The sequence below is a fragment of the Spirillospora sp. NPDC052269 genome (assembly GCF_040679435.1).
GTDB lineage: Bacteria > Actinomycetota > Actinomycetes > Streptosporangiales > Streptosporangiaceae > Spirillospora.
Window position 1 is genome coordinate 135,737 of record NZ_JBFAUU010000007.1, and the last position, 20,229, is coordinate 155,965.

Sequence of the window (20,229 nt, forward strand, 5' to 3'; positions counted from 1 at the left end):
AGTCTATTTGCAGGCGGCTACCGATCCGGGGTGAAGGAGATCGGGACGTGCTTCAGGCCGCGCAGCATCCCCGGACGGCGCGGCAGGTCGGCGACCGGGACCTCCAGCGCCATGTCCGGGAAGCGGCGCAGCAGCGTCGTCAGCGCGGTGACGATCTCCAGCCGGGCCAGCGCCGCGCCCAGGCAGTGGTGGATCCCGTGCCCGAACCCGAGCTGCGGGTTGTTCTCCCGGAACAGGTCCAGCGTGTCCGGTTCGGGGTAGCGCGCCGGGTCCCGGTTGGCCCCGCCGATCGAGACGACGACCATCTCGCCGCGCGGGATGACCGTGCCGCCGATCGGGACGTCCTCCAGCGTGAACCGGGCGACGCCGCGCGCGACCGGGCCGTCGAAGCGGAGCAGCTCGTCCACCGCGCGCGGGATCAGGTCCGGGTCCGCGCGCAGCGCGGCGAGCTGCTCGGGGTGGGTGAGCAGCGTGACCACGGCGTTGGCGAGGAAGCACAGCGTGGTCTCGTGCCCGGACAGGAACAGCATGATCGTCAGGCCGACGAGCTCGTCGTCGGTGACGTCCTCGTTGGCGTGCGCGGTGACCAGGGCGCTGAGCAGGTCGTCGCCGGGTTCGGCGCGCTTGAGCGCGACCTGCTCGAGGAAGAACTCCGACATCTCGGCGCGCGCGGCGTCCGCGCGTTCCAGCGTCGCGCCGTCGGCGGGCGGCATGGCCAGGCCCACCGACCAGTTCCGGAACCGCTCCCGCGCGAACGGCACGCCGAGCAGTTCGCAGATCACCGCGATGGGCAGCGGCAGCGCCAGCCCCTCGACCAGGTCGCCCCGGCCGTCGGCGGCGAACGTGTCGAGCAGCTCGTCCACGATCTCCTGGACGCGCGGGGCCAGCGCGGCGACCCGGCGCGCGGTGAAGGCCTTCGCGACGATGCCGCGCATCCGGGTGTGGTCGGGCGGGTCGCTCGCGAGCAGGCTCTCCATCAGGACGTTGCGGCGGCGCTCCGGCGGCAGCCCGGCGGTGATGCGCGGCGCGGCCTCGAGGTCGGCGGAGAACCGGGCGTCGTTGAGCGCGACCAGGGCCTCCTCGTAGCCCGTGACCACCCAGACGTCCACCTTGCCGCGCAACCGCGCGCGGTGGACGGGCGACTCGGCGCGCATCTCGGCGAGCAGCGAGTACGGGTCGAGCCACTGCGCGAAGTCCTGGGGGAGGTCGAATTCCTTGTGTGTGGTCTCAGCGGTCATCTAGGTCCTTCCAACATGGAGCGGTCGGGCGGGGCGGACGGCCTCGGTCACCGACGTCCCGCGTCGCACCTGGTACCGCACGCGGGGCTCGCCGGTGTCGAGGTCGAGTTGGAGGGTGCGCTCCTCGGTCCAGCCTTCGAGGTGGAACTCGCCCGATCCGACGTGGACGAGCGCGAACAGCGGGGCGCCGTCCTCGCCGCACAGGACGGGGCGGCCGTCGTCGGCGACGCGCACCGAGCCGGGCACGTCCGGGCGCGGCGTCCCGTCATCGTCCTCCGACCAGTCCGGGAACCAGGCGGGCATGTCGAACCCGCAGGTCAGAGCGGTCAGGTCGGCGGCGCTCAGGGGCTTGGGCGGGCGCGCGTACAGGACGTCCCGCCACGGGAGCCGGTCGCGGAAGTCGTCCGGGAACAGGGCGAGCAGCTCCGGCGTGAGCCCGACGTCGACCACCAGGTGGACGCGCGGCTCGTCGCCCTCGTTGCGGACGTGGTGCAGCCGGTCGAAGTCGCCGAACCAGAGCCGTCCGGCGTCCCAGTGCCGCTCCTCGCCGCCGATCACCACGACCGCGCCCGGGTTGGTGATGACCGGGACGTGCAGCCGCATCGCGCCCCACGGGTAGCCGCACTTGCCGTCGCGGTGCACATGGCAGCGCGCGCCCGGCCCGAGTGCCATCAGCCGGACGGCCCGCAGCGGCGCCGGGATGCCCGCCAGCAGCTCCGCGATGTACGGGGTGCGCGCCAGGTACGGGGTGTCGGCGTGCGGGACGAGGCCCGCGCCGCCCGGGTCGGTGCGCGCGGGGTCGCCGCCGGGGGAGCGCAGCGACAGGATCCGCCAGTCGATCTCGGCCTGCCCGCGCAGGCCCTCCTGGCCGTAGGAGCGCTGCGCCCGCCAGGTGAACTCGCGCAGCGCCTCCGCCTCGGCGGCGAGCCGGTCCGCGTCGTAGACGCGGTCGAGCGGGACGGCCGTCGGGATCGGCGTCTCCGTGGCGACGGCGGTCATGGCGCGGCCTTCCGCACCACCACCGCGCCCGGGTCGTCCGGAAGCGGGGTCGCCTGCGCGAGCCCGTCGCCCTCCGCCGGGTGCAGCCCGACATCGGCCAGGTCCTTCAGGACGGGCTCGGGCCGGTGCATGTTGTGCAGCCGCTCGGTCTCCTCGGTCGCGATCAGCTCGCCGCGCAGGTACGTCCGGTAGGTCTGCCGCAGCCGCGACAGGTCGGGGCCGAGCCGCTCGGCCTCGGCGGACAGGACGTACCGGCACTCGCCGAGGTCCTGCTCGTCCATCACGCGTTCCTCGAGGTCGGGCGCGGGCATGCGCAGCACCATGTCCATCACGCACAGGCCCCCGGGCGCCAGGTGCGCGGCGATCGCGGCGAACAGCACCGGCCGCTCGGCGGGCGGGACGTGCTCCAGCACGCCGCCCAGGTAGACGTAGTCGAAGGTGCGGCCGAGGTCGAAGCCCGGCGCGGTGCCCTGGAGCACGGTCACCTTGCTCCGCAGGTCGGGGCGCTGCGCGAGCTTGGAGATGAGGACGGCCCGCATCGTGGGGGACCGCTCCAGGCAGGTCAGGGTGCGCGCCCGCTCGGCGACGGCGAGGGCGAGGCGGCCCGTGCCCGGTCCGATCTCCAGCGCGTCCGCGTCCGGCGGCGTCAGGCCGGCGAAGAACGACACCGACGGCAGCGCGTCCTCGTGCGCGCGGAACAGGTCGTAGTAGCCGGGGGTGAAGGCGTACGGATCGGTGAAAGCGGCCGGAGCGGAACCGTTCGACACATTTCTCCCTGCGAGGTGGGCGGCTTGCGTAAGGTGGACGGTGGGAAGACGGGCGTTCGCGGCCGCCGGTCGCACGACGGCCGCGAACTCTCGGACCTCATGTGGTGCTCATCAGTGCCAGTACTTCATGGGGTCCTCCCTTCTCTCACTCCCTGATGGGTGCGGGACGTCCGACCCTGCTCAGCCCAGCGCGACACGCATCCGGGCGGGGCTGCGCAGGGTCAGGGCGACCCGGTACTCGGGCGCGTCCAGGACGCGCGGGGGCGCGGAACGTTCCGCGAGGACGGAGAGCACGACCCGCGTCTGGACGGCGGCGAACGGCGCGCCGAGGCAGGAGTGCGCCCCCCTGCCGAAGCCCAGATGCGGATTCGGGCGGCGGTCGAAGCGCAGGTCGTGCGGGTCGTCGAACCGTGCCGGGTCCCGGTTGGCCGCGCCGAGGAAGAGCGTGACGTCCTGGCCGGGCTCGATCCGCCTGCCGCCCAGCTCGGCGGGCGCGACGCACACCCGGCCCAGGGCCTGGACGGGCGAGCAGAAGCGCACCAGCTCGTCCACCGCGTGCGGGGACGGGTCGGCGGCGAAGGCGGCGAGCGCGCCGGGCCGCTCCAGCAGCGTCACGACCGCGAGAGCCAGCAGCTTGCTCGCCGAGGTGTACCCGGCGTGCAGCAGCGCCCGCAGCGTGTTCGCGGCGACCGCGCGGTCCAGGCCGCCCGCCTCCACCGTGTCGGCGATGACCCGGACGATCCCGTCCGGGGGCGGATCGGCGAGCCAGCCGTCGGTCAGCGCGGACAGCTCCGCCCGCGCCGCCATCGCCGGCTCGAGCCGTTCCGGGAACACCCCGGCGTCCATCCCGGCCGCGACGGTCTCCGCGAGCGGCGCGAACCACGCCGGGTCGGGCTCGGGGACGCGCAGGTACCGGCAGATCGTGGACACCGCGAGCGGCTCGCAGAAGTCGGCCACGACGTCGAAGGACGGCCGTCCGGCGAGGTCGCCGAGGAGGGCGCGGGCGCGTTCGGCGACCATCGGCGCGACCTCGGCACGGTCCAGTTCGCGCAGCGCGTCCACCAGCGGACGGCGCGCGGCGGTGTGCCCAGGCGGGTCGAGCGTCTGGACGCTCACCGCCTGCGGCGGCATCGCGACCCCGGCGCGGCGCGGGTCGGACCCGAAGCGCTCGCCGTCCCGCAGGACCGCGACGCAGTCAGCGTGCCTTGTCAGCAGCCAGGTGCCGAGGCCCTCGTGCCAGGCGACCGGGTCGTGCGACCGGAGCTCGTCGAGGACGGCGTGCGGGTCCCGGAGCGCCGCGGGCTCGGCCAGCGCGCGGACGGGGTCGAACGGCGGCGGGGCGGGCTCGGAACGCGAGAAGACCGAGGTGGGGGGAGGTGCGGCGGGGTCGGGGTTCGCGGGGCGGCGGTCGGGGGTCGGGCCACGCCCGTACCGGGGGTTCTCCTCGGTGCGAGCGTGAGTCACATCGTTGTCCACGCGGCTCCTTGGTCAAGGAGGACAGTGGGCTTGCGTGATCACTGCTGGAAAAGTAACCCCGACTCCGGTCGATGTCCATTGTCAGGAATCGCCGAAGCAGATCCCCGGACACACGACGTTCAGGGGCCGGACGCCCACTGGACGCCCGGCCCCTGACGGCCGGTCCCTGAGTGCGGGGCTCAGCCCCGCAGCTGCTTGAACGCCCGGGTCTGGGCGGTCAGCGCGCGCTCGGTCGGCAGCCGCTCCATGCTGCTCGCACCGTAGAAGCCATGGCAGTTCTTGGTGTTGGCGAGAACGTACGCGGCGTCCTCGGGGTCGGCGATCGGGCCGCCGTGGCACAGCACCAGGACGTCGTCGCGCTCGTTCAGCGACGCCTCGGACCACGCGTCGATGAGTTCGACGCAGTCGTCCAGCGACTTGGCGGTCTCCGCGCCGATGGCGCCGCCGGTCGTCAGGCCCATGTGGCACACGACGATGTCGGCGCCGGCGCGGGTCATCGCGCGCGCGTCGTCCGCGGAGAACACGTACGGCGTGGTCAGCAGGTCGGCGGCGCGCGCGGCCTCGACCAGCTCGACCTCCAGCGCGTAGCCCATGCCGGTCTCCTCGAGGTTGGCGCGGAACACGCCGTCGATGAGGCCGACCGTGGGGAAGTTCTGGATGCCGGAGAAGCCCAGCTCGCGCAGCTTGGCCAGGAACGGCCCGCGCAGCAGGAACGGGTCGGTGCCGTTCACCCCGGCGAGCACCGGCGTGTGCTCCACGACCGGCAGCACCTCGGAGGCCATCTCCACGACGATCTCGTTGGCGTTGCCGTAGGCGAGCAGCCCGGCGAGCGAGCCGCGCCCCGCCATCCGGTACCGGCCGGAGTTGTAGATGACGATGAGGTCGATGCCGCCGGCCTCCTCGCACTTGGCCGACAGGCCCGTCCCGGCGCCGCCGCCGACGATCGGCTCGCCCCGCCGGGCCATCTCGGTGAAGCGCTCGACCAGCTCAGCGCGCGCGAAACTCATCGGGACACCTCCTGGAAGGCCGCGACCAGCGCGGCGGCGAACTCGGGATCGTTGATGTTGTGCGGCGACCGGACGAGGCGCCGGTCGGCGGTCTGCACGACCCGGGCCTCCAGCGTCTCGAACAGGACGCGGTCGGCCTCCGGATCCCAGAACGGCATGCCCGGCGCGTCCAGCGCGGACACCCCGCCCTCGGGCAGCAGGAAGCGGACGGGGCCGTCCATGGCGTTCAGCTTCGCGGCGATGAACGCGGCGATCTCGCGGCACTCGTCCGGGCTGGTGCGCATCAGCGTCACCTGCGCGTTGTGCTCGTAGAACAGCCGGTCCGCGTACCGCTCGGGGACGGTGCCGCGCGAGCCGAAGTTCACCATGTCGAGGGCGCCGCAGGACCCGACGTACGGGACGTCCGCCCGCGCGAACACGTCGAGCCGCTCCGGGCCCGCGCTGAACACCCCGCCGCCGATCAGGTCGCAGATCTCGGTGGTGGTGATGTCCAGGACGGCGTTGATCAGCCCGTCCCCGACCAGCGCCTCCATCGCCCGCCCGCCGGTGCCGACGGCGTGGAAGACCAGCGTGTCGTGGTCGGCGGACAGCCTCTCGGCGACCGTGGTCACGCACGTCGTGGTCACGCCGAACATCGTCAGCGCGACGGCGGGCCGGTCCTCGGCGGGCGGGATCGGGTGCGCGACCATCCCGGCCAGCGCGTGCGCGGCGTTCCCGATCACCTGCCGGGAGATCCGGTTCAGCCCGGCGACGTCGGTCACCGAGTGCATCATGGTCAGGTCGCTGACCCCGACGTACGGCGCGACGTCGCCCGCCGCGACCGTGCTGACGATCAGCTTCGGGACGCCCACGGGCAGCGCGCGCAGCGCGGGCGCGATCATCGCCGTGCCGCCGCTGCCGCCGAGCCCGAGCACCCCGGCCACGTCGCCGCGTCCGGCGAGGAACCGCTCGAACGCCACGGCCATCGCCGACACGGCCGTGCCGCGGTCGCCGGTGAACACCGCGCCCGGGCCGCCCGGATGGGACGCCGCGACCTCCGCCGCCGTCACGTCCACGCCCTTCTCGTCGTGCTCGCCGGTGGACACGTCCACCGTGCGGACCGGCGTCCCCGCCGCCGCCACGAGCTCCGCCGCGTACCTCAGCTCCGCACCCTTGGTGTCGAACGTCCCGACCACAAGGGCGACCCGACCGTTTTCAGCAGCCATCAGGCTCGCCACCTCCCTCAACGCACCCGACGCTACCTTGGGTGATCAGGTGGGCCGCCCGCGCCCCGGCCGCGGCGCTCCCGGTCCTTGGACGGGCGCGGCGGGTGGGCCATGATGGCGCCATGCCGAAGCCCTACGCGAGCGCGGTCATCGACGCCCCGGTGGACGACGTGTGGACGTGGGTCCGCGCGTTCGGCGGGATCGCCGAGTGGCATCCCGCGCTGGACACCTGCGTCCTCCAGGAGGGCGACGACCACACCGTCGGGGCCGTCCGCCGCCTCACCTCGGGCGACGCCGTCTTCGTCGAGCGCCTGACCGGGCTGGACGACGCGGCGCGCACCCAGAGCTACGAGTTCGTCGAGAGCCCGTTCCCGGTGCGCGGCTACCGGGCGACGATCCGGGTCGCGCCGATCACCGCGTCCGGCGCGACGTTCGTCGAGTGGTGGGCCGACTACGAGGCGGACGAGGCGGACACGGGCAGGCTCACGCCGTTCTTTCGTGACGAGGTCTTCGCGGCGGGGCTCGCCGACCTCGGCGTCCACGTCACCAGGTCCCGCTGACCCGAGTCCCGCCGACCCGAGCCCTGCCGGGCCGCGCTCCGCCGGCCTGTGCCCCCGCTGACCCCTGTCGTGCCGGCCCTTCAGGGGTCGGCGCGCGGCCGCCGCGGCCCGATCGGGGCGTACTCGGCGTCGTCCCCGGCCAGGTCCGCGAGCGCCTCGTGCAGCAGCGCGTCCTCCCTGAGCAGTCGCGCGGTCTCGGACAGCGCCGCGGCGTAGGCGTCTTCGGCGTCCAGAATCGGCATGACCCGGGCCCTCCTGCCGGTGAATGATCCTTCGCGCACAGTCAACTCAGGTAGTGGATCATGTCAAGGGGCCCGAGCGTCAAGACCGGCGGCCCGGCGGGAGCGCCCGGGGACCCTGCCGCCGGGTCCTCCGTAGATCGGGCGGGTGGCTTAGGCTGGACGCATGGACGCGCAGGACTCGGGTGACTCGCCGGTGGTGCGGGTCGAGGCGATCGTCGAGGTGCTGAAGGCGATCGCGGACCCCACGCGTTTCCAGATCCTGTACGCGGTGTCGCAGCGCGAGCACGGCGTGGGTGAGCTGGCCGAGCTGATCGGGGTGCATGTGACGGCCGTGTCGCAGCACCTGGCGAAGCTGCGCGGCGCGGGTCTGGTGGCCTCGCGCCGGGACGGCACGCGGATCTTCTACCGCGCGGCCAGCCCGCACGTCGGTCCGGTGCTCGCGGAGGCCGGGCTGCTGGCCGGGCACCTCACCGGCGTGATCGACCCGCCGGATCCCGGCGACGGGGGCGACGCGCCCGCGCCGGTGACCGTCTCGGTCCAGCGACGGCGCCAGGCGGTCGCGCGCCTCGGTCTCGCCCGGGGCTGACGCCCGGTTCCGCCGAACTGGCGGCCCCGCCATAACGCGCTGCTCGCGTGCCCGCGCGACCTCTCACTTCCTCCGACGGCCCGTACCGCCGCATACTTGGCTAGTTGCATAGTTGCGAAAATACGTGTGAAATACGTCTGGGCGCCGGAGTGCGCCCGAAGACGCGCCGTCCCGGTCGCGGGACGGCCCCGTCGAGAGAGCGGTGCCGCGCCGAGCGCGGTGTCCCGGACCGGGCGGAGGTGAGGACGATGTCCGGTAGTAGTCCGGGCCGAAGTCGGCCCCTCATCCGCGTGTTCTTCTCTCCTGGCACGCTGTAGCCGCTCGCCTTTCCCCTTTCGTCGCCGTGACCTGTGCGGTCGCGCCGACGCATGCCCTGAGCCCATGTCCTGAGCCCATGCCTCTCGCGCTGTCCTGAGGCCGGGCGTTGAGCGCGTGCGCTCGCGAGCGGACTTCCGCATGCCCTGAAACGGCCCGCCCCTCGGGCCGGAAAGGGGTCTGAAACATGACCACCGACTTCACCTCGACGCCGCGCGAGGCCGTGCTCGACGACGCGCACGTGGGCGACATCCGCGGCGCGTTCGGCTCGATCCGGCACGGCGACCTCGCCGCCCGGCCCGGCCTGTCCGCCCGGTTCCGGACCCTGCTCGCGATCATCGGCCCCGGCCTGATCGTCATGGTCGGCGACAACGACGCGGGCGCGTTCGGCACGTACTCGCAGGCGGGCCAGGACTACGGCACCCGCCTGCTCTGGACGCTGCTCCTGCTCGTCCCCGTCCTGTACGTGAACCAGGAGATGGTGCTGCGGCTCGGCGCGGTCACCGGCGTCGGGCACGCTCGGCTGATCCTGGAGCGGTTCGGACGGTTCTGGGGCGCGTTCAGCGTCATCGACCTGTTCCTGCTGAACGCGCTGACGATCGTCACCGAGTTCATCGGCGTCGCGCTCGCCACCTCCTACCTCGGACTGCCGAAGGCGGCCGGGGTGGTGGTCGCCGCGGGCGTGGTGATCCTCGCGGCGTCCACCGGCGACTTCCGCCGGTTCGAGCGGATCGCGGTCGCCCTGTGCCTCGGCAGCCTGCTGCTCGTCCCGATCTACCTGATCGTTCACCCCGCGACCGGGCGGATGGCGCGGGACCTGGTGGTGCCCGGCCTGCCCGGCGGGCACCTGGCGGACGTCATGCTGCTGATCATCGCGATCGTCGGCACCACCGTCGCGCCCTGGCAGCTGTTCTTCCAGCAGTCCTACGTCATCGACAAGCGCATCACGCCCCGGTTCATCCGGTACGAGCGCGCCGACCTGTGGATCGGCATCGTCGTCGTGGTCGTCGGCGCCGCCGCGATGATCGGCTTCACCGCCGCCGCGCTGCACGGGCAGGGCGGCTTCACCGACGCCGAGGGCGTCGCCCGGGGCTTGGAGGCCCAGGCCGGACGCACTGCCGGAGTGCTCTTCGCGATCGCCCTGCTGGACGCCTCCATCATCGGCGCGTGCGCGGTGTCGCTGTCCACCGCCTACGCGATCGGCGACGTGCTCGGGCTCAAGCACTCCCTCCACCGCCGCCCGGCCGAGGCCAAGGGCTTCTACGCCGTGTTCGCCGGGCTGATCGCGGTCTCGGCCGCGGTCGTCGTCACGCCGGGCTCGCCGCTGGGGCTGCTCACCGAGGGTGTGCAGACCCTGGCCGGGGTCCTGCTGCCGTCGGCGTCGGTGTTCCTGCTGCTGCTCTGCAACGACCGCGCGGTGCTCGGCCCCTGGGTGAACGGGCGGGCGAAGAACGCGTTCACCGCGGTCGTCGTCGCGGTGCTGATCGCGCTGTCGGTCGTCCTGACCGCCGCCGTGCTGTTCCCCGGCATCACCGGCGGGCAGATCACCGGGATCTTCGCGGGCTGCGGAGCCGCCGGGCTGGTGGCGCTCGCGTTCTGGGCGGTCCGGGCCGTCCGGCGCCGCCCGGCCGGGTCCTCCGCGCGGGTTCCGGGCGGCGACCGGATGTCGTGGCGCATGCCGCCGCTGGACGAGCTGCCCGCGCCGGCCGTGTCCACCGGACGCAAGATCGGCCTGGCCTCGCTCCGCCTCTACCTGGTGGTCGCGAGCCTGCTGGTCGCCGTCCGGATCGTCCAGCTCGCGACCGGCGGCTGACGGTGGACGGCTGACGGCGGGCGGCTGACGGCGCGCGGCGTCCGTCCGGCAGGCGGGGGCCGGACGGACGTCGCGGGTCAGACGGCCGCGGGGGCACCGGGGGTGTCGGAGGCGAGCCGGAACTCGGTGTGGTCGGCGTCGTAGGCGTACAGCTCGGCGTACCGGCCCCAGTCGATGGCGATCTCCATCTGCCGGGCGACCTGCTCGCTGGTGTAGTGGTGCGCGAGCAGGTCGCGGAAGAACCCGGCGCGCAGGGTGCGGTCGGCGGCCTTCGCCAGGCTCGTCGTGATCGTGCCGACCAGCGGGACGCGCAGCGCCGCCTCGGCGAACAGCCTCTTGGACTCCTGGACGTGCGCGCCGGAGAACCGCCGTCCCGCGCCGGTGAGCGCGATCCCGCCGCCGTCCACCGCGCCGAACCCGAGCAGCTCCAGCGCGTCCACGAGGGGGAGCAGGTCGTCGATCTCCAGCGCCAGCTCGTCGGCCAGCTCGGCGATGTCGAGCCGACCGTCGTGCTGGAGCAGGATCTCGGCAAGCCCGGACAGGCCGTCCACCGACGCGGGCGGCAGCGGCGTGCCCGCCAGGGTGCGGCGCGGCGCGGCCGGACCGCCGTTCCCCGCGGCGGGCTCGAGACCGAGCGGAGGAAGCGGGCCCGGACCGTCGTCGCCGCGGCCGGTCATCGTCCGGTAGATCCGGTCGATGAGCGCCGCGAACCCGGGCGCGTCCCGGTCCCGCGGCCGTTCCAGCGGGACGGCGTACTCGGCGCGCAGGGCCCCGCCGAACCCGGCCTGCGGCACCCCGCCCTCCCCGGCGCGTGGCGCCCCGGACCGCGCGCCGAGCACCACGATCCGGTCGGCCATCAGCACGGCCTCCTCGAGGTTGTGCGTGACCAGCACGATCGCCCGGGTCGGGAACTCGCCCGACTCCCACAGCTCCAGCAGCTCGCCGCGCAGGTTCTCGGCGGTCAGCACGTCCAGCGCGGAGAACGGCTCGTCCATCAGCAGCACGTCCGGCTCCACGACCAGCGCCCGCGCGAACCCGACGCGCTGCCGCATCCCGCCGGACAGCTCCTTGGGGTACGCCGACTCGAACCCGTCCAGGCCGATCAGGTCGATCGCCTGCGACGCCGCCGCGCGCCGCCGCGCCGCCCGCATCCCGCGCGCCTCCAGCCCGACCTCCACGTTCTGCTGGACGGTCAGCCACGGCAGCAGCGCGAACGTCTGGAACACCATGGCCGTGCCGGGGTTCGCGCCGGTCAGCACCTCACCCCGGTACGCCACGCTGCCCTCGGTCGGCGGGATCAGCCCGGCCAGGCAGCGCAGCAGCGTCGACTTGCCCGACCCGCTCCGGCCCAGCAGCGCGACGATCTCCCCCTCCCGGACGGTCAGGTCGATCCCCGACAGCACCGGCAGCTCGCCGTCCGCGCCCGCGAACGACCTGGTCAGCCCCCGCGCGGTCAGCAACTCGTCCGTCATTTCCACCCCACCTTGAGCACAGGCCTCACAGCGAGTACCGGCGCTCGGCGAGCCGGTACAGCCGCCGCCACAGCAGCCGGTTCATCCCCACCACGTACAACGCCATCACGGTGACGCCCGCGAACAGCCGCGGGTGGTCCCCGGCCTCGGCGGCGTGCGCGACGTAGGCGCCGAGCCCGGTCGCGGTCAGAGTCGTCCCGCCGAACGCCACGATCTCCGACACGATCGAGGCGTTCCACGCGCCGCCGGACGCGGTGACCGCGCCGGTCACGTACGCCGGGAAGACCGCCGGGGCGATCAGCCGCCGCCATCGCCGCCATCCGCGCAGGCCCAGGTCGTCCATCGCCTCGCGCAGGTCGGTGGGGACGGCCATGGCCCCGGCGATCGCGTTGAACAGGATGTACCACTGCGCGCCGAGCGCCATCAGCAGGATGCCGCCGAGGTTCAGCGGCAGCCCCGTCCGGACGAAGAACCAGGTGGCCAGGGGGAACAGGAAGTTCGCGGGGAAGCTTGCCAGCACCTGCACGGCCGGCTGCGCGACGCGGGTCAGCCGGGGGGACAGGCCGATCCGCACCCCGATCGGCACCCACACCAGCGTGGCGACGGCGATCAGCACCACGACCCGGGCGAGCGTCGCGAGCCCGAGCAGCAGCGGCTCGCCGAACACGCCGAGGCCGGTCCGGTCGTCCAGGTAGCGGACGAGGTCGACCGCGCCCCAGCCGACCGCGACCACGACGACCGTCGCGAACGCCGCGTCCCCGGCGCGCCGCCGCCGGCGTGACGCGCCGAAGGAGCGGCCGTCGCGGCCGAAGACGCGTCCGGCGCGTCCGGCGGCCTCCCCGACCGGCGCGAGCGCCCTGGCGAGCATGCGCGGCCAGCGCGCCCGCCGCAGCAGGTCCAGCACCAGCGACCGCTGCACCTCGGGGGCCTCGGACTGCTCCACCTTGAACCGCTCGGCCCACGCGACCAGCGGACGCCAGAACAGGAAGTTCACCCCGACGACCATCACGGCCATGGTCGCGATCGCCCACCCGACGTCCCGGAGGCTGCCCGCGGCGATCGCCCGGCCCGCGTAGGCGCCGACGCCCGGCAGCGCGCGGCCGCCGTTCCGGACCGTCACCATCTCGGACGCGACGAGGAAGAACCAGCCGCCGCCGAAGCTCATCATCGCGTTCCACACCAGCGGGATCGCCCCGCCGGGCAGCTCGATCCGCCAGAACCGCATCCACCGGGTGAAGCCGAGGTCGCGGGACAGCTCGTCCAGCTCGCGCGGCGTGCGGATGATCGAGTGGTGGAACGCGAACGCCATGTTCCACGCCTGCGAGGTGAAGATCGCGAAGACCGAGGCGCACTCCAGGCCCAGCGTCGAGCCGGGGAGCAGCGCCGCGAACCCGCTCACCGCGACCGTCAGGAACGCCAGGACCGGCACCGACTGCAGGACGTCCAGCAGCGGGATCAGCACCCGCTCCAGCCGCCGCGAGTGCGCCGCCGCGTACGCGTAGACCAGCGCGAACAGCAGCGACAGCGCGAGCGCCGCGAACATCCGCAGCAGGCTGCGCACCGCGTAGTACGGCAGGTGCCCGGGATCCGCGCCCAGGGGCCCGCCCCGCGACGGCACGAACGACACCGCCGTTCCGGATCCGGCGCGGACCACCACGAACAGCAGGACCGCCACCCCGACCGCGACGACGGCGTCCGCCCATGACCACCGTCCGGGACGCGCCCCCTCCGGCCGTGGCGGACGCCCCGTCCCCCACCGGGGAGGCGTCACCCCGTACCCGCTTCCACGCGTGCAGCCTGCCACGTTCGCCCGCTTTGGACGACCCGGGTCACAGGAAACGCAGACCGCCCGCGGAGCAAGCCGTACGCGGCCCGGGACGTGGGTATCCCTCCCGGAGCCGATCGTCCCGCCGCCCCCGCCCGAGGAGACGCGAATGTCCGCCGTGCCCGAGCCCTACCTCCAGGAGATCGCCGACGGGATCCACGCCTACGTCCAGCCGGACGGGACGTGGTGCCTCAACAACGCCGGCGTGCTCGTCGGCCCGGACGCGGTCACCCTCGTCGACACGGCCGCGACCGAGCGGAGGACGCGGCGGCTGCGCGAGGCCGTCGCGTCGGTGACGCATCGTCCGATCCGGACGGTCGTCAACACCCACCACCACGGCGACCACACGCATGGCAACCACCTGTTCGCGGGCCGGGCACGGGTGATCGGGCACGACCTCTGCCGTCCGGCCGTCCTCGAACAGGGGACGCTCGTGCGGCAGCTCTGGCCGGACGTGGAGTGGGGCGACGTCCCGGTCAGCCCGCCGGACGTGACGTTCTCCGACCGGATGACCCTCCACCTCGGGGACCTTCCGGTCGAACTGCGCCACGCGGGCCCGGCGCACACCGACAACGACGTGGTGGTGTGGATCCCTGAGAGGCGGACGCTGCTGGCCGGGGACATCGTGTTCAACGGCGGCACCCCGTTCGTCCTGTGGGGATCAGTGTCCGGGACGCTCGCCGCGCTCGACCGGCTGCGCGCGCTCGGCGCGGACCACGTCCTGCCCGGTCACGGGCCGGTCGGCGGGCCCGAGCTGTTCGACCGCACCGAGCGCTACCTGCGCTGGATCCAGGACCTCGCCCGGGACGCCGCGGGCGCCGGCCTGACGCCCCTGCAGGCCGCCCGCGAGGCCGACCTCGGCGAGTTCGCCGACTGGACGGACGCCGAACGCGTCGTCGGCAACCTGCACCGGGCCTTCGCCGAGCACGCCGGGGCCGAGCCCGCCGCGCGGCTCGACATCGGCGCCGCCATCCTCGAGATGATCGAGTACAACGACGGGAAACCCCTGACCTGCCTGGCCTGACGGCCGGGCGGGTCAGGGGTCCGCGTCACTTCCGGACGCCGCGCTCGATCGCCTCGATGACGCGGGGACGCAGCTCGGCGGCGCCGACGATGGCGTCCACCGAGCCGACCTCGACGGCGCGCTGGATGCTGTGCACGCGGTCGAACTCGGCGGCGACCTCGCCCAGCTTCTCGGCGCGGACGGACGCGCGGACCTCGGCCAGCCGCGCCCGGAGCTCCACCGCCTCCGCGCCCATCGCCGCCGGGACCTCCGCCTGCAGCGCCGTGACCCGCGGGTCGTTCGCCGTCCGGGCGTTGACCTCGCCGGAGAACACGACCGCCGCCGCCGGGGCGCCGCCCAGCACGGACGCGAACGACCCCTCCAGCGCCAGCACCGTCATGTTCGGGTTGAGCGCCTTGGAGAACACCACGAACGCGCCGCCGTGGTAGCGGGAGATCACGGTGAACACGATCGGGCCGTCGAAGTTCACGATCGCCCGGCCGATCTCCGCGCCGTACTCCAGCTGGAGCTTGCGCATCGACTCCGGCGAGCCGTCGAAGCCCGACAGGTTCGCCAGCACCACCAGCGGACGGTTCCCGGACGCGGCGTTGATCGCCCGCGCGGTCTTCCGCGACGACTGCGGGAACAGCGTCCCGGCCGTGTAGGAGTCCGGGCCGTCGGTGGGCGGGAAGCCGCGCCGCGGCACCGCCCGCGACTCGATCCCGACCAGGCAGACCGGGCGTCCGCCGATGTGGACGTCCTGCACCACCGAGGTCTCGGCGTCGGCCATCCCGGCCCACCGCTCCAGCACCGGGTGGTCCTGGTCCGACAGCGCGCGCATGACCGTGCGGATGTCGAACGGCTTCTTGCGGTCCGGGTTGTGCTCGGCGGAGAAGATGTCGCCGACCCGGGCGAAGTCGCTGCCCTCGACCACGTGCGGGAAGTCCCGGATGTCGCGGTCCACCGGGTCGGACGTGCCGGTCGTGCGCGGCCCGGACTCGCCCGGGACGACGTAGGTGTGGTCGTAGTGCGCCATCAGGACGTCCCGCGCGGACGGCAGGTCCGGCGCCCAGTACTGCGCCTGGCCGTTCGGGCCCATCACCCGGTCGTAGCCGCCGATGCCGAAGTTGTCCTCGGCCGACACGCCGCCGGAGAAGTCCAGCGACTGCTTGCCGGTCAGCACCATCGCCGAGTCCGGCGTCATGACCAGCACGCCCTTGGTGTGCATGAGCATGGTCGCCTCGGCGTTCCAGTACGGCTGCGCGCCGACGTTGATGCCCGCGACCACGACGTTGACCTCGCCGCCGTCCTGGGTGAACTCGACGATCCGCTTGAGCGCGGCCGCCACCCAGTCCATGTTCTCGGTGCCGGACTCCATGGAGATCCGGGCCCCGGCCGACAGCGCGTACCACTCCAGCGGCACCCGCATCTCGGCGGCCAGGTCCAGCGCGGCGATCACGCGGCGGCACTCCGGCTCCGACAGCGCGCCGAGCGCCTTGGTCGGGTCGCCCAGCAGGACGACCCGGACGACGCCCTCCGGATGCCGCTCGGTCGGCGTCGTCACGACGCCCGCGACGATCGCGGCGCGGTTGCGGCCCTTCGGCCGGTCGACCGGGACCAGCCGGTGCGCCTCGTCCAGGTCGTGCTCGACGAAGTCGCCGAGCAGCCCGGTCAGCTCGTACGGGTACACCGTCCGGCGGGAGCGCGCCCGCAGCACCTTCTGCCGGTAGTCGTCCAGCGGCTCGACCGGCTCGTCGGACGGGTCGCCGACGGTCAGCTCGACCCCGCCCGCGGCGTCGAACCGCACCCGGACGGCGACCTTGCGCAGCTCGCCGGACTCCCCGTCCCGCCGCCGCCCGATGAACAGCATCTCCTCCAGGCCCGCGGCCTCGGCCGTCGGCAGCACCCGCTCGAAGATCTGCTCCAGCTCGGCGCGGCTCAGGTCGCTCGGCGGCCAGACGTAGAAGACGATCCGGTTCGTCGCGAACCGCTTGCTCGACGGCAGCTCCGCCCGCGCCCGCCGGATCGAGTCCAGGCAGGTCGCGATCGTGTACTCCGCCATCGGCAGCGCGACGTGCTCGCCGTCCTGGTCGCGCAGCGCGGTCAGGTCCCGGACCTGCGCGAACGCGACGAGCCGCTCGTCGGACGGGTTCTCCCGCGCGACGCACCGGAACAGGTACACCTCCTCGTCGGCCGACGGCAGCCGGGTGAGGTCGAACGCGCTCAGTCGCTCCAGCTGCATCCGCTGCGCGATGTAGGGGTGCAGGCCGCGGATCAGCCGCTCCTCGATCATGCCGCCGGTGGACGGCCGGAACGTGAAGTGGTGGTGCATCACCGCGCCGCCGCTGCCCGCGACCGTCGCGGTCAGGCGGCGCACCCGCCCGGGCAGCGGGTGGACGGCCAGCACCTGCTGGAGGGCCGCCGCCATGGCGTCGAAGTCCTCGGGCTGCTTCTCCCAGGACAGGTAGATGTCGGCGTCGATCGCGTCGGACCCGTCCGCGGCCGAGGCGAGTTCGGCGAGGCCGTCCAGCGCGCGGCCGAGCCGTTCGAAGCCGACCGCGGCCGACACCACCGACGACCCGGACCGGCGCCGGGCGACCACGAACGCGCAGTCCGAGGCCGTCGCGGTCCCGACGTCCAGCAGCTCCTTGTTGCCGTAGTAGCGGCGGGTCAGCACCTCGAGCATGACCGAGTTGTCCAGCCCGGCGCCGTTGCGGCCGCCGCGGATCAGCCGCTGCCCGAGCAGCCGCACCAGCGGCTCGGTGCTGCGCACCATCTCGGCGATGCGCTCGGCGCGGTCCGGCGAGTCCGGCAGCGCGTCCAGGTGCCGCAGGTGGCGGCGGACCCCGGCGTACACGCGGGCGCGGTTGCGGCGCAGCAGCGGCTGCCCGAACCACGCGAACACCACGCCGCGCGCCAGGTCCGACACCATCGGGAACCGCACCTGCGTCGCGGAGATCAGCCGCTCCAGCGCCAGCGCGGCGGGCTCGGCCAGCGCCTCCTCCGGCGGCTGCCCCTCCAGCCAGGCGCGCAGCAGCGCGGTCATGACCGACGCGTGCGCGGACGCCCGCTGCCGCGCCAGGAAGATCCGGAACACCGCCGCCTCGAGCTCGGGCGACCGGTCCAGGTCGGTGACCCCGTAGTGCGCGAACGCGGCGCGGAGCCTGCCCTGGAAGTCCTCGGGCAGCCCGGCCCGCTCGACGTCCAGGCACTGCAGGTAGGTGTGGAAGTACTCGCGCGGGCTGTGCACGTGCCCGTCGGGGCCGACGTCGCTCCCGGCGAACAGGGTGGCGGCCGCGCGGTCGCGGCCCAGCTCGGTGAGGTCGGCGAACGCCGTGAGCAGCTCCAGCTCGGCGCCCAGCGGACGGTCCCCGTTCCCCACGGCGGCCCGGCGCGAGGCCAGGTAGTCGTCCAGCGTCCGGCGCTCGTCGTAGGGGTCGGCGTCGAAGCCGAGCAGCAGGCCGAGCAGCTCGCTCCGGCCGTGGGAGACCCGCTCGTGCGGCGGCAGCGAGTCGGGGACGGCGGGCAGGTCCAGGTCCACCGGCGCCGTGTCGTCCTCGTCCTCGGCCTCGTCGTCCACGAGCGGCTCGAGCCGCAGCAGCGGCGCGCCCGTCTCGACCTGGCCGCCGACCGACACCAGGCATTCCTTCAGCCGGGCCTTGAACGGCGCGCGCAGCACCGTCTCCATCTTCATGGACTCCAGCACCAGCACCGGAGCGCCCGCCTCGACCTCCGCGCCGACCGCGAGGGGCGTGGCCACCACCAGCGCGGGCGCGGGGGAGCGGACGACGCCGCCCTCGTCCCGGCTGATCCGGTGCGCGACGCCGTCGACCTCGACCAGGTGGACGGGCCCGTGCGTGCCGGTGAGCAGCCGGTACCGGACGCCGTTCACCACGATCTGCCCGGCGTGCCGGTCGAACCGGTCGAGCTCCACGTCCGCCGTGCGGACCTGGTCGCCCGCCTCCAGCCCGACCCGGAACCGCTGCGCGCCGACCCGCGCGACCCGCACCCGGTAGCCGACGCCGCGCAGCTTCAGCTCCAGCGGACGCCCCGACTCGTGCCGCGCCTGCGGCCGTCCGCCGGACGCCGTCGCCAGCAGCCGCTGCCGCTCGGCCCGCTCCTGCTCCTCGTACGCCTCGATCGCCGCGGCGGCGAGCGCCACGGCCGAGTGCCGGTGCGCGACCAGCCCGCCCTCGGCGCGGACCCGGTCGATCCAGCCGGTGTCGGCGGACGCGTCGACCACCTCGGGACGGTCCAGCAGGTCCAGCACGAAGCTCTTGTTGGTCGCGCCGCCCTCGATCACGACCGTGGTCTCGGCCATGGCCCGGCGCAGGCGGCCGAGCGCGTGGTCGCGGTCCCGGCCGAACGCGATGATCTTGGCGATCATGGAGTCGAAGTCGGCCGGGATCCGGTCGCCCTCGCCGACCCCGGTGTCCACCCGGACGCCCGGGCCGGCGGGCAGCACGAGCCGCGCGATGCGTCCGGGCGCGGGCGCGAAGTCGCGATCGGGGTCCTCGGCGTTCAGCCGCGCCTCGACGGCGTGCCCGAGCTCGGCGGGCCGCTCGCCCTCCAGCCGCCCGCCGTCCGCGACGTGCAGCTGGAGCCGGACGAGGTCGGTGCCCGTGGTGATCTCGGTGATCGGGTGCTCGACCTGGAGGCGCGTGTTGACCTCCAGGAACGCGAACAGCCGCTCGCCCGGGTGGTACAGGAACTCCACCGTGCACGCGCCGCGGTACCCGACCGCCAGCGCCAGCCGCTCGGCCGACGACTTCAGGTCGGCGACCTGCTCCGGCTCGAGCACCGGCGACGCCGACTCCTCGATGATCTTCTGGTTGCGGCGCTGGACCGAGCAGTCCCGCACGCCGAGCGCCCAGGCGGTGCCCTGGCCGTCCGCGATGACCTGGACCTCCACGTGCCGCGCCCCGGTGACCAGGCGCTCCAGGAACACCACGCCGGAGCCGAACGCGCGCAGCGCCTCCTGGCTCGTCCGCTCGTAGGCGTCGGTCAGCTCGTCGTGCGACGACACCTTCCGGATGCCGCGCCCGCCGCCGCCCGCGGTCGCCTTGAGCATCAGCGGGTAGCCGATCTCCTCCCCGGCGCGCAGCGCGTCCTCGAGGGTCTCGACCGCGCCGCGGCTCCACGGCGCGACGGGGACGCCGACCTCCTCGGCGATCAGCTTCGCGCCGATCTTGTCGCCCAGCCGCCGCATCGCGTCCGCGGACGGCCCGACGAACGTGACCCCGATCCGGTCGCAGAGCTCGGCGAACGCCGGGTCCTCGGCGACGAAGCCCCAGCCGACCCACGCCGCGTCCGCGCCGGTCTCCACCAGGGCCCGCTCCAGGACCGCCAGGTCCAGGTAGGGCCGGTCCGCCGCCGCGCCGAGCGAGTAGGCGACGTCCGCCTCCCGGACGAACGTCGCGGTGCGGTCGGCGTCGGTGTACAGCGCGACGGTCTCGATCCGCGCCCCCGTCTCCGCCGCGAGGTCCCGGACCGCGTGGATGAGCCGCATCGCGGCCTCTCCGCGGTTGACGATCGCGATTCGCCTGAACACCGGCCGAGCCTCCAAACACCCGTGAACACGATGGGCGACACCCGGTGCCGGGTGTCGCCTAGTCCGTCCTCCAGCCTGTCCGATCTCGACCCGCCAAACCAAGGCGTGCGCCCACACGTGCCGGGCCCTTTGCCTTGTGGGAACCCCACAAAACCCCTTGGTGTCCCTCG

At 73.9% G+C, this 20,229-nt stretch carries 14 protein-coding genes; 4 read left to right on the forward strand and 10 right to left on the reverse strand.

Features of this window, described 5'->3' with window-relative positions; all coding sequences use genetic code 11:
* Positions 1-17 precede the first annotated feature (17 nt).
* The 6 genes from AB0L06_RS16790 to AB0L06_RS16815 all read right to left on the reverse strand — a co-directional run bounded on the left by AB0L06_RS16790 (position 18) and on the right by AB0L06_RS16815 (position 6,692).
* Positions 18-1,238, reverse strand: coding sequence for a cytochrome P450 family protein (locus tag AB0L06_RS16790; RefSeq protein WP_500231902.1), 1,221 nt, complete (start codon positions 1,236-1,238; stop codon positions 18-20).
* Positions 1,239-2,237 carry an aspartyl/asparaginyl beta-hydroxylase domain-containing protein gene (locus AB0L06_RS16795; protein ID WP_500231903.1) on the reverse strand — a complete coding sequence of 333 codons (999 nt, stop codon included), beginning with the start codon at positions 2,235-2,237 and terminating at the stop codon, positions 1,239-1,241.
* A complete protein-coding gene (locus AB0L06_RS16800; protein WP_500231904.1) occupies positions 2,234-3,004 on the reverse strand; it encodes a class I SAM-dependent methyltransferase in 771 nt (256 codons plus the stop codon). Before AB0L06_RS16800 ends, AB0L06_RS16795 begins: the two co-directional genes overlap by 4 nt.
* A gap of 180 nt (positions 3,005-3,184) precedes the next feature.
* Positions 3,185-4,480, reverse strand: a complete 1,296-nt coding sequence (locus AB0L06_RS16805) for a cytochrome P450 (RefSeq protein WP_500231905.1) — start codon at positions 4,478-4,480, stop codon at positions 3,185-3,187.
* 179 nt (positions 4,481-4,659) lie between these two features.
* Positions 4,660-5,487, reverse strand: coding sequence for a phosphoenolpyruvate hydrolase family protein (locus AB0L06_RS16810; protein ID WP_500231906.1), 828 nt, complete (start codon positions 5,485-5,487; stop codon positions 4,660-4,662).
* Positions 5,484-6,692 carry a Tm-1-like ATP-binding domain-containing protein gene (locus tag AB0L06_RS16815; protein WP_500231907.1) on the reverse strand — a complete coding sequence of 403 codons (1,209 nt, stop codon included), beginning with the start codon at positions 6,690-6,692 and terminating at the stop codon, positions 5,484-5,486. The genes AB0L06_RS16810 and AB0L06_RS16815 overlap by 4 nt, the downstream gene beginning before the upstream one ends.
* 122 nt (positions 6,693-6,814) lie before the next feature.
* Here AB0L06_RS16815 and AB0L06_RS16820 point away from each other — a divergent pair, with 122 nt between their 5' ends.
* The gene (locus AB0L06_RS16820; protein WP_500231908.1) at positions 6,815-7,252 is read left to right on the forward strand and encodes an SRPBCC family protein; all 438 of its coding nucleotides are present in this window, start codon (positions 6,815-6,817) and stop codon (positions 7,250-7,252) included.
* 80 nt (positions 7,253-7,332) lie between these two features.
* Here AB0L06_RS16820 and AB0L06_RS16825 read toward each other — a convergent pair whose 3' ends face one another.
* The gene (locus tag AB0L06_RS16825; protein ID WP_500231909.1) at positions 7,333-7,494 is read right to left on the reverse strand and encodes a hypothetical protein; all 162 of its coding nucleotides are present in this window, start codon (positions 7,492-7,494) and stop codon (positions 7,333-7,335) included.
* A 163-nt stretch (positions 7,495-7,657) separates the two neighbouring features.
* Here AB0L06_RS16825 and AB0L06_RS16830 point away from each other — a divergent pair, with 163 nt between their 5' ends.
* Both AB0L06_RS16830 and AB0L06_RS16835 read left to right on the forward strand, forming a co-directional pair.
* A complete protein-coding gene (locus tag AB0L06_RS16830; RefSeq protein ID WP_500231910.1) occupies positions 7,658-8,080 on the forward strand; it encodes an ArsR/SmtB family transcription factor in 423 nt (140 codons plus the stop codon).
* A 502-nt stretch (positions 8,081-8,582) separates the two neighbouring features.
* Positions 8,583-10,208 (forward strand): NRAMP family divalent metal transporter, encoded by a 1,626-nt coding sequence (locus AB0L06_RS16835; RefSeq protein ID WP_500231911.1) that lies wholly within the window; start codon positions 8,583-8,585, stop codon positions 10,206-10,208.
* A 77-nt stretch (positions 10,209-10,285) separates the two neighbouring features.
* Here the strand turns inward: AB0L06_RS16835 and AB0L06_RS16840 are convergent, their stop codons facing one another.
* Together AB0L06_RS16840 and AB0L06_RS16845 are read right to left on the reverse strand one after the other, a co-directional pair.
* Entirely contained in the window at positions 10,286-11,680 is a 1,395-nt protein-coding gene (locus tag AB0L06_RS16840) for an ABC transporter ATP-binding protein (protein ID WP_500231912.1), read from the reverse strand.
* Between the two features lie 25 nt (positions 11,681-11,705).
* Positions 11,706-13,451 (reverse strand): ABC transporter permease, encoded by a 1,746-nt coding sequence (locus AB0L06_RS16845; protein WP_500231913.1) that lies wholly within the window; start codon positions 13,449-13,451, stop codon positions 11,706-11,708.
* A gap of 163 nt (positions 13,452-13,614) precedes the next feature.
* Between AB0L06_RS16845 and AB0L06_RS16850 the strand changes: the two genes are divergently transcribed.
* Positions 13,615-14,529, forward strand: coding sequence for an MBL fold metallo-hydrolase (locus AB0L06_RS16850; RefSeq protein ID WP_500231914.1), 915 nt, complete (start codon positions 13,615-13,617; stop codon positions 14,527-14,529).
* A gap of 25 nt (positions 14,530-14,554) precedes the next feature.
* Here AB0L06_RS16850 and AB0L06_RS16855 read toward each other — a convergent pair whose 3' ends face one another.
* A complete protein-coding gene (locus tag AB0L06_RS16855; RefSeq protein ID WP_500231915.1) occupies positions 14,555-20,059 on the reverse strand; it encodes an ATP-binding protein in 5,505 nt (1,834 codons plus the stop codon).
* Between the last annotated feature and the right edge of the window lie 170 nt (positions 20,060-20,229).

Excerpts from the sequence above, each read along its gene's own strand:
- AB0L06_RS16795 (WP_500231903.1), bottom strand. The coding sequence starts at position 2,237 with ATGACCGCCGTCGCCACGGAGACGCCGATCCCGACGGCCGTCCCGCTC.
- AB0L06_RS16820 (WP_500231908.1), top strand. The coding sequence starts at position 6,815 with ATGCCGAAGCCCTACGCGAGCGCGGTCATCGACGCCCCGGTGGACGAC.
- AB0L06_RS16810 (WP_500231906.1), bottom strand. The coding sequence starts at position 5,487 with ATGAGTTTCGCGCGCGCTGAGCTGGTCGAGCGCTTCACCGAGATGGCC.
- AB0L06_RS16825 (WP_500231909.1), bottom strand. The coding sequence starts at position 7,494 with ATGCCGATTCTGGACGCCGAAGACGCCTACGCCGCGGCGCTGTCCGAG.
- AB0L06_RS16815 (WP_500231907.1), bottom strand. The coding sequence starts at position 6,692 with ATGGCTGCTGAAAACGGTCGGGTCGCCCTTGTGGTCGGGACGTTCGAC.
- AB0L06_RS16835 (WP_500231911.1), top strand. The coding sequence starts at position 8,583 with ATGACCACCGACTTCACCTCGACGCCGCGCGAGGCCGTGCTCGACGAC.
- AB0L06_RS16850 (WP_500231914.1), top strand. The coding sequence starts at position 13,615 with ATGTCCGCCGTGCCCGAGCCCTACCTCCAGGAGATCGCCGACGGGATC.
- AB0L06_RS16790 (WP_500231902.1), bottom strand. The coding sequence starts at position 1,238 with ATGACCGCTGAGACCACACACAAGGAATTCGACCTCCCCCAGGACTTC.
- AB0L06_RS16840 (WP_500231912.1), bottom strand. The coding sequence starts at position 11,680 with ATGACGGACGAGTTGCTGACCGCGCGGGGGCTGACCAGGTCGTTCGCG.
- AB0L06_RS16830 (WP_500231910.1), top strand. The coding sequence starts at position 7,658 with ATGGACGCGCAGGACTCGGGTGACTCGCCGGTGGTGCGGGTCGAGGCG.